At 56.3% G+C, this 8,171-nt stretch carries 9 protein-coding genes; all 9 read left to right on the top strand.

Annotated features, from left to right (window positions below; translation table 11 throughout):
• Positions 1-596 precede the first annotated feature (596 nt).
• The 9 genes from rpmH to F0320_RS21710 all read left to right on the top strand — a co-directional run bounded on the left by rpmH (position 597) and on the right by F0320_RS21710 (position 8,116).
• Positions 597-737: a 50S ribosomal protein L34 gene (gene rpmH / locus F0320_RS21750; protein WP_000831330.1), complete on the top strand. Its 141-nt coding sequence runs from the start codon at positions 597-599 to the stop codon at positions 735-737.
• A gap of 16 nt (positions 738-753) precedes the next feature.
• Positions 754-1,113 (top strand): ribonuclease P protein component, encoded by a 360-nt coding sequence (rnpA, locus tag F0320_RS21745; RefSeq protein ID WP_032640303.1) that lies wholly within the window; start codon positions 754-756, stop codon positions 1,111-1,113.
• Positions 1,077-1,334: a membrane protein insertion efficiency factor YidD gene (yidD, locus tag F0320_RS21740; RefSeq protein WP_001307474.1), complete on the top strand. Its 258-nt coding sequence runs from the start codon at positions 1,077-1,079 to the stop codon at positions 1,332-1,334. Before rnpA ends, yidD begins: the two co-directional genes overlap by 37 nt.
• Positions 1,335-1,336: 2 nt before the next feature.
• Positions 1,337-2,980, top strand: a complete 1,644-nt coding sequence (yidC, locus tag F0320_RS21735) for a membrane protein insertase YidC (protein WP_047650028.1) — start codon at positions 1,337-1,339, stop codon at positions 2,978-2,980.
• Positions 2,981-3,052: 72 nt separating this feature from the next.
• Positions 3,053-4,417 carry a tRNA uridine-5-carboxymethylaminomethyl(34) synthesis GTPase MnmE gene (gene mnmE, locus F0320_RS21730; protein WP_126330342.1) on the top strand — a complete coding sequence of 455 codons (1,365 nt, stop codon included), beginning with the start codon at positions 3,053-3,055 and terminating at the stop codon, positions 4,415-4,417.
• 111 nt (positions 4,418-4,528) lie between these two features.
• Positions 4,529-5,704 (top strand): MFS transporter, encoded by a 1,176-nt coding sequence (locus F0320_RS21725; RefSeq protein ID WP_126330340.1) that lies wholly within the window; start codon positions 4,529-4,531, stop codon positions 5,702-5,704.
• Positions 5,673-6,644, top strand: a complete 972-nt coding sequence (gene yidZ, locus F0320_RS21720) for an HTH-type transcriptional regulator YidZ (protein WP_126330338.1) — start codon at positions 5,673-5,675, stop codon at positions 6,642-6,644. Before F0320_RS21725 ends, yidZ begins: the two co-directional genes overlap by 32 nt.
• Before the next feature lie 122 nt (positions 6,645-6,766).
• Complete coding sequence (locus F0320_RS21715; RefSeq protein ID WP_126330336.1) at positions 6,767-7,513, top strand: 4'-phosphopantetheinyl transferase family protein; 747 nt, start codon at positions 6,767-6,769, stop codon at positions 7,511-7,513.
• A gap of 36 nt (positions 7,514-7,549) precedes the next feature.
• Positions 7,550-8,116 (top strand): NADPH-dependent FMN reductase, encoded by a 567-nt coding sequence (locus F0320_RS21710; protein ID WP_014833835.1) that lies wholly within the window; start codon positions 7,550-7,552, stop codon positions 8,114-8,116.
• Positions 8,117-8,171 lie beyond the last annotated feature (55 nt).

Genomic DNA, 8,171 nt, shown 5'->3' with positions numbered 1-8,171 from the left:
GGCGGACTCCACTCGAACAATAAAAGAAAACTATTGAATATTCATGATTGTTGGCGCACATCGACATGACCCAATGAGGGTGATGTGCGAACCGCTATCTGCGGTTATACCCGGCCAGGATCGCTGGATCCCGATCGGGACCGCGGATCATAGCCTAAACTGAGCCAGAGATCTTCTGTTTCTCACAGATTCTTCCCGATTTATCCACAGGAAGATCCGGAACCGGATAAGTGTAAACGATCCTGGCGCCAGTGCCCCACGATTTAGTCCGCATATTGGAAAAATTAATGAGCACAGACAATTTATTGCTTAAATGATCTAACGAAGATCCGGGACGATCCTTGCGCTTTGTTGGCGAGGCCGTATAATCCTCGACCCGGCGCGTGATGCTCATCTTCCTGCGTCGCCCGTTGCTCATTTTCCACGCGAAAACGTGCGGAAATACGCGGGAAATAAGGAAAGAGAATTGACTCCGGAGTGTACAATTATTACAATCCGGCCTCTTTAATCACCCACGCTGAGGCGTTAGTCGTTCGAAACTCGTTCGGGTATACGCAAAAGTCAGTGAATTTATTCAAGTTTAGGTAGAAATCGCCATGAAACGCACTTTTCAACCGTCTGTACTGAAGCGCAACCGTTCTCACGGCTTCCGTGCTCGTATGGCTACTAAAAATGGTCGTCAGGTTCTGGCACGTCGTCGTGCTAAAGGCCGCGCTCGTCTGACCGTTTCCAAGTAATAAAGCTAACCCCTGAGTGGTTAAGCTAGCATTTCCCAGGGAGTTACGTTTGTTAACTCCCGCTCATTTCACTTTCGTCTTCCAGCAGCCACTACGGGCTGGCACGCCGCAAATCACCATCCTCGGCCGCCAAAATTCGCTGGGGCATCCCCGCATCGGTCTCACAGTCGCCAAGAAAAATGTTAAGCGTGCGCATGAACGCAATCGGATTAAACGTCTGACGCGTGAAAGCTTCCGTTTACGTCAGCACGAACTGCCTTCAATGGATTTCGTGGTGGTGGCGAAGAAAGGGGTTGCCGACCTCGATAACCGTGCTCTCTCGGAAGCGTTGGAAAAATTATGGCGCCGCCACTGTCGCCTGGCTCACGGGTCCTGATAGCCCTCATTCGGGTCTATCAACGCCTGATTAGTCCGCTACTCGGGCCGCACTGCCGTTTCACACCAACATGCTCAAGCTACGGAATTGAGGCATTGCGCAGGTTTGGAGTGATAAAAGGCAGTTGGTTGACGGTGAAACGCGTATTAAAATGCCACCCTTTACACCCAGGTGGAGACGACCCCGTCCCCCCAGGACCCTTTGATACCAGAGAACACTAACGATGGATTCGCAACGCAATCTTCTTATCATCGCTTTGTTGTTCGTGTCTTTCATGATCTGGCAGGCATGGGAGCAGGATAAAAATCCTCAACCCCAGCAGCAGACCACGCAGACTACGACCACCGCAGCGGGTAGCGCCGCCGACCAGGGCGTACCGGCCAGTGGCCAGGGGAAACAGATTACGGTTAAGACCGATGTGCTTGAGCTGACAATCAACACCCGTGGTGGTGATGTTGAGCAGGCGCTGCTGTTGACCTACCCGAAAGAGCTGAAGTCTAACGAACCGTTCCAGTTACTGGAAACCACGCCTGAGTTTATCTACCAGGCGCAGAGCGGCCTGACCGGTCGTGATGGCCCGGATAATCCGGCTAACGGTGCGCGTCCACTGTATAACGTCGAGAGCGACACCTTTGTGCTGGCTGATGGTCAGAACGAACTCGCGATCCCGATGACGTATACCGACGCCGCAGGCAACACCTTCACCAAAACCTTCACCCTGAAACGCGGTGAGTATGCGGTGAACGTGGGCTACAGCGTACAGAACGCCAGTGCGAAACCGCTGGAGCTGTCGACCTTTGGCCAGCTGAAGCAGTCCATCAATCTGCCGTCTCACCGTGACACCGGAAGCAGCAACTTTGCGCTGCATACCTTCCGTGGCGCGGCGTACTCCACGCCAGACGCGAAGTATGAGAAATACAAATTCGACACCATTGCGGATAACGAAAACCTGAACGTTAGTTCCAAAGGCGGTTGGGTGGCCATGCTGCAGCAGTATTTCGCGACCGCGTGGATCCCGAATAACGACGGTACGAATAACTTCTACACCGCGAACCTGGGCAACGGTATTGCCGCCATCGGCTACAAGTCTCAGCCGGTTCTGGTTCAGCCGGGTCAAACCGGTAAGATGGCAAGCACCCTGTGGGTCGGCCCGGAAATTCAGGACAAAATGGCCGCTGTTGCGCCGCACCTGGATCTGACCGTGGATTACGGCTGGTTGTGGTTCATCTCTCAGCCGCTGTTTAAGCTGCTGAAGTTCATCCACAGCTTCCTGGGTAACTGGGGCTTCTCCATCATCGTTATCACCTTCATCGTTCGTGGCATCATGTACCCGCTGACCAAAGCGCAGTACACCTCCATGGCGAAGATGCGCATGCTGCAGCCTAAGATTCAGGCAATGCGTGAGCGTCTGGGCGATGACAAACAGCGTCAGAGCCAGGAAATGATGGCCCTGTATAAAGCAGAGAAAGTGAACCCACTGGGTGGCTGCTTCCCGCTGCTGATTCAGATGCCAATCTTCCTTGCGCTGTACTACATGCTGATGGGTTCCGTTGAGCTGCGCCACGCGCCGTTCGCACTGTGGATCCATGACCTGTCCGCACAGGACCCGTACTACATCCTGCCGATCCTGATGGGCGTGACGATGTTCTTCATCCAGAAGATGTCGCCGACCACCGTGACCGACCCGATGCAGCAGAAGATCATGACCTTTATGCCGGTCATCTTCACCGTGTTCTTCCTGTGGTTCCCGTCAGGTCTGGTGCTGTACTATATCGTCAGCAACCTGGTGACCATCATCCAGCAGCAGCTGATTTACCGTGGTCTGGAAAAACGTGGCCTGCATAGCCGCGAAAAGAAAAAGTCCTGATTCGGTAAGTTAACGCTAAAATAAGGGCGGTCGATTGACCGCCTTTTTTATTTGTATTGAACGAGACCAACCATGAGCCATAACGACACTATCGTCGCCCAGGCAACCCCACCGGGACGCGGTGGTGTAGGCATTCTGCGCATCTCCGGCCTGAAGGCGCGCGAGGTGGCCGAAGCGGTGCTGGGTAAACTGCCAAAGCCGCGCTACGCTGATTACCTGCCGTTTAAAGATACCGACGGCGCGCCGCTGGACCAGGGCATTGCGCTGTGGTTCCCCGGCCCGAACTCTTTCACCGGCGAAGACGTGCTGGAGCTGCAGGGCCACGGCGGCCCGGTTATCCTCGACCTGCTGTTAAAACGTATCCTGACCCTGCCTGGCCTGCGCATTGCGAAGCCGGGCGAGTTCTCCGAGCGTGCCTTCCTCAACGACAAGCTCGACCTGGCGCAGGCAGAAGCGATTGCAGACCTGATCGACGCCAGTTCTGAACAGGCGGCCCGCTCCGCCCTGAACTCGCTGCAGGGGGCATTCTCCGCCCGCGTAAATCACCTTGTGGAAGCACTTACTCACCTCAGGATCTACGTGGAAGCGGCTATCGACTTCCCGGATGAGGAGATCGACTTCCTCTCTGACGGTAAAATCGAAGCGCAGCTCAACCAGGTAATGAACGATCTCGACGCCGTGCGCGCCGAAGCGCGCCAGGGCAGCCTGCTGCGGGAAGGGATGAAGGTGGTGATTGCCGGACGTCCTAACGCCGGGAAATCGAGCCTGCTGAACGCCCTGGCGGGCCGTGAAGCAGCAATCGTGACCGACATTGCCGGCACCACCCGCGACGTGCTGCGCGAGCATATCCACATCGACGGGATGCCGCTGCATATCATTGATACCGCCGGCCTGCGCGATGCCAGCGATGAAGTGGAACGCATCGGTATCGAACGCGCCTGGCAGGAGATCGAGCAGGCCGACCGCGTGCTGTTTATGGTGGACGGCACCACGACCGACGCCGTTGACCCGGCGGACATCTGGCCAGACTTTATCGCCCGTCTGCCGGCGAAACTGCCCATCACCGTGGTGCGTAACAAAGCGGACGTCACCGGCGAAACGCTGGGCATCAGTGATGTGAATGGTCACTCACTGATTCGCCTGTCGGCGCGTACTGGTGAAGGCGTTGACGACCTGCGTAACCATCTCAAGCAGAGCATGGGCTTTGATACCAGCATGGAAGGCGGCTTCCTGGCGCGTCGTCGTCACCTGCAGGCGCTGGAAGAGGCGGCAAACCACCTTGTTCAGGGTAAAGCGCAGCTGATCGGCGCGTGGGCGGGTGAACTGCTGGCGGAAGAGCTGCGTCTGGCGCAGCAGAATCTGAGCGAAATCACCGGGGAGTTTACGTCGGACGATCTGCTGGGACGGATCTTCTCGAGCTTCTGTATCGGTAAGTAAGGCCCGATCACTGATGGTGATTTCCTCCCGGGAAATCACCATTGTCCAAATGGCAACTCGCCTAATCTCTTTTCACCCCCTATCCTGCATGCCTGCATCTATGGGGGGTTTATGGCGCGTTTTCTGTTTTGTAGTTTCGCATTAGTTCTGCTTTATCCGTCCGGCATTGATATGTATCTGGTGGGATTGCCGCACATCGCCCGCGATCTGGGCGCCAGCGAGGCGCAGCTGCACATCGCGTTTTCGGCCTATCTTGCGGGGATGGCGTCGTCGATGGTCTTTGCCGGGAAGATCGCGGATAAGGCTGGCCGTCAGCCCGTCGCCATAACTGGCGCCATCATTTTTGCCCTGGCCTCCCTTCTCTGCTCACAGGCGCAAAGCGGCACCTTATTCCTGGCCGGACGGTTTATTCAGGGCATTGGAGCCGGTGGCTGCTACGTCGTCGCTTTTGCCATTTTGCGCGACACCCTCAGCGCCCAGCGTCGCGCTAAGGTGCTTTCGATGCTGAACGGTATTACCTGCATCATCCCGGTGCTGGCGCCGGTCGTGGGATATCTGATCATGCTGAAATTCCCGTGGCAGAGCCTGTTCTGGACCATGGCGGCGATGGGCGCGCTGGTGTTCATCCTGTCCATCGCCGTGCTGAAAGAGACCCACCCGGGCTCGCAGAATACCGGTCATACCGCAACCATTCACCCAGCCGAGAAGCTGCTTAACCGCTTTTTCCTCAGTCGTCTGGCCGTGACCACGTTAAGCGTGGCGGTGATCCTGACCTATGTAAACGTTTCCCCGGTTTTACTGATGGAGACCATGGGCTTCGATCGCGGTGAGTATTCAACGGTGATGGCATTAACCGCCATGGTCAGTATGGCGGTCTCGTTCTCTACCCCATTTGCGCTAAATGTTTTCAGCCAGCGCGCGTTGATGCTGACCTCACAGGTTTTATTCCTCACGGCTGGCGCGATCCTGGCAACCACCAGCTCACATGCGGTAATGCTGGCGGGTATTACCCTCATTTGCGCCGGGTTCTCGGTTGGCTTTGGCGTGGCTATGAGTCAGGCGCTTGGCCCCTTCTCGCTGCGGGCAGGCGTGGCAAGCTCGGTGCTGGGCATTGCGCAGGTCTGCGGCTCGTCGCTGTGGATTTGGCTGGCGGCGGTCATAGGGCTTAACGCGCTGAATATGCTGATCGGGGTTCTGATTGGCTGTAGCATACTGTGCATCACCTTACTTATGGTCATCCAGCCCGCGGCGCATTATGAAGAAGCCCATCAGCAGTCTCGATCTTAACCTGTTGCTGTGCCTGCAGCTTTTGCTGCAGGAGCGCAGCGTCACCAAAGCCGCGAAACGGATGAACGTGACGCCGTCTGCGGTGAGTAAATCGCTGGCCAAGCTGCGCGACTGGTTCGAAGACCCGCTGTTTGTCAAAACGCCGTTAGGGCTGCTGCCAACCCCGCTGACGGTAAGCCTGGAGCAGGATCTGGCCGACTGGATGCAAATCGGCAACCAGATCCTCGATAAATTCCACCATGATTCCCCGGGCGGGCTAACGTTCGTGCTGGCCGCCGAAACGCCGTTGATGCTGATCCGCTTTAACGCCCTGCTGGAGCAGGTGAACCAGCGCTATCCGCAGGCTACGGTGAAGATGCGTCACTGGGATTACGACTCGCTGGACGCCATTACGCGTGGAGAGGTGGATCTGGGATTCACCGGACGCGAAACGCACCCGCGATCGCGTGAATTGCTGAAGCTAATGCCGTGGTTCATCGACTATGAGATCCTGTTCAGCGACCGTCCGTGCGTGTATCTGCGTGAGGATCATCCCGCGCTGCAGGATGAATGGAACCTCGAGACCTTTCTGCGCTACCCGCACATCAGCATCTTCTGGGAACGCAGCGACACCTGGGCACTGGACGAAGTGCTAAAGGAGATGGGTCGGGAGAGAAATATTGCCATGTGCGTGCCGGGCTTTGAGCAGTCGATGTTTATGGCAGCCCAGCCAGGGCATAACTATATCGCCACGGCTCCGCACTACTGCCATCACTACAATCAACTCCACCAGCGGAAGCTGATCGCGCTGCCTATTCCCATTGACGAAGCGCAGGCTGAAAAGCTTACCGTTCCCTTCACGCTGATCTGGCATAAACGGAACAGCCATAATCCGAAAATCCTCTGGCTGCGGGAAACCATCAAGGCGCTGTACGGTGCCAGCGATCCAATTTTTGCCTAAGAAAATGTAAAGTTCGGTCCTGAGGCTTCTCTTACTCCCATTTACTGATTAAAACAGGAGTCAAGTTAAGCGATAATCATGTAACCGTTTAACCGATTACGACCATTATCAAGGAGCGAAAAATGGCTACGCACTTTGCAAGAGGGATACTTACGGAAGGACGTCTCGTATCGGCAAGAATTTCTTCAGCCTGTCACAGTGAAGCACTTACTCTCCCGGAACACCGCAGAACGCGGTTTTTAGCTTCCCGGGCGCTTCTCGCAGAACTGATGTTTATGCTGTACGGCACCAGCGAGCTGCCGGACATCATTACCCAACCCGAAGGCCGCCCGGTCTTTGCCGACCCGGATCTCCCTCGTTTTTCGATTGCCTACGCGGGCAATATCATTGGCGTCGCGCTGACCACCGAAGGGGATTGTGGGCTGGATATGGAACTTCAGCGCGCGACGCGCAGCTTCCATGGCGGTAATGCGCATGAAGACTATCCGCTCTCCAGCAATGAGAAGCTGTGGGTACGCAACCAGAACGATCCTGTCGAAGCCCGAGCCCAGCTCATTACCCTGCGCCAGAGCATTCGCAAGCTCTGTGGATGCGCCTCAGACGACGCCAGCATGCTGCAACTGCTTCCAGGCTCCGGACGTCTGCGTGCCACTCAGGCCACGCTGGTAGAGGCGCTCAGCGACGCAGAGGATGTGCTCATTTGGTCCATTGCGGTTACCCCCGCCATCGAACGCATGAAAATCTGGGAATTTGACAGCCAACAGGGATGGCGTAGCCTTCCTGATGTGCCCGAGCGCGCCAACGAGCCCGCCGCACGCCTGATGCGTTTAACCAGTTTACCGGCAGAAAAAGCATTCACCCTTAGCTGATCCGATCAGGGTCATCATGATGAAACAGGAGTAATCATGTCTGATACGTTGAAAGTAGTTACGTTACTGGGAAGCCTGCGCAAAGGTTCATTTAACGGGATGGTTGCCCGCACGCTGCCACAGCTGGCACCGGCAGGAATGGAAATTAGCGCCCTACCGTCTATTGGCGATATTCCGCTGTATGACGCTGACGTACAGCAGGAAGAGGGTTTTCCGCAGAGCGTTGAGGCGCTGGCGGAGCAGATCCGCCAGGCCGACGGCGTGGTCATCGTCACGCCGGAGTACAACTATTCGGTTCCGGGTGGCCTGAAGAATGCCATCGACTGGCTGTCCCGTTTGCCTGAGCAGCCGCTGTCAGGCAAACCGGTGCTGATCCAGACCAGTTCAATGGGCGCCATTGGCGGCGCGCGCTGCCAGTATCATCTGCGCCAGATCCTGGTGTTCCTGGATGCGATGGTCATGAACAAGCCGGAATTTATGGGTGGTGTGATTCAGAACAAGGTCGACCCGCAAACGGGTGAAGTGGTGGATCAGAGCACGCGCGATCATCTGTCTGGCCAACTGACGGCGTTTGGGGATTATATTAAGCGGGTGAAGGCGTAAGCTTATTGCGGCCTGATGCCCTCACCCTGACCCTCTCCCACAGGGAGAGGGAACA

It is taken from the genome of Enterobacter dykesii (genome assembly GCF_008364625.2).
In the GTDB taxonomy this organism is placed as follows: Bacteria; Pseudomonadota; Gammaproteobacteria; order Enterobacterales; family Enterobacteriaceae; genus Enterobacter; species Enterobacter dykesii.
Note: the sequence above shows the minus strand (reverse complement) of the source record. Positions and strands in the feature narration are given on the sequence as shown.

Coding starts and splice junctions, on each gene's coding strand:
- rpmH (WP_000831330.1), top strand. CDS start 597: ATGAAACGCACTTTTCAACCGTCTGTACTGAAGCGCAACCGTTCTCAC.
- yidD (WP_001307474.1), top strand. CDS start 1,077: ATGGCGCCGCCACTGTCGCCTGGCTCACGGGTCCTGATAGCCCTCATT.
- yidC (WP_047650028.1), top strand. CDS start 1,337: ATGGATTCGCAACGCAATCTTCTTATCATCGCTTTGTTGTTCGTGTCT.
- mnmE (WP_126330342.1), top strand. CDS start 3,053: ATGAGCCATAACGACACTATCGTCGCCCAGGCAACCCCACCGGGACGC.
- F0320_RS21725 (WP_126330340.1), top strand. CDS start 4,529: ATGGCGCGTTTTCTGTTTTGTAGTTTCGCATTAGTTCTGCTTTATCCG.
- yidZ (WP_126330338.1), top strand. CDS start 5,673: ATGAAGAAGCCCATCAGCAGTCTCGATCTTAACCTGTTGCTGTGCCTG.
- F0320_RS21715 (WP_126330336.1), top strand. CDS start 6,767: ATGGCTACGCACTTTGCAAGAGGGATACTTACGGAAGGACGTCTCGTA.
- F0320_RS21710 (WP_014833835.1), top strand. CDS start 7,550: ATGTCTGATACGTTGAAAGTAGTTACGTTACTGGGAAGCCTGCGCAAA.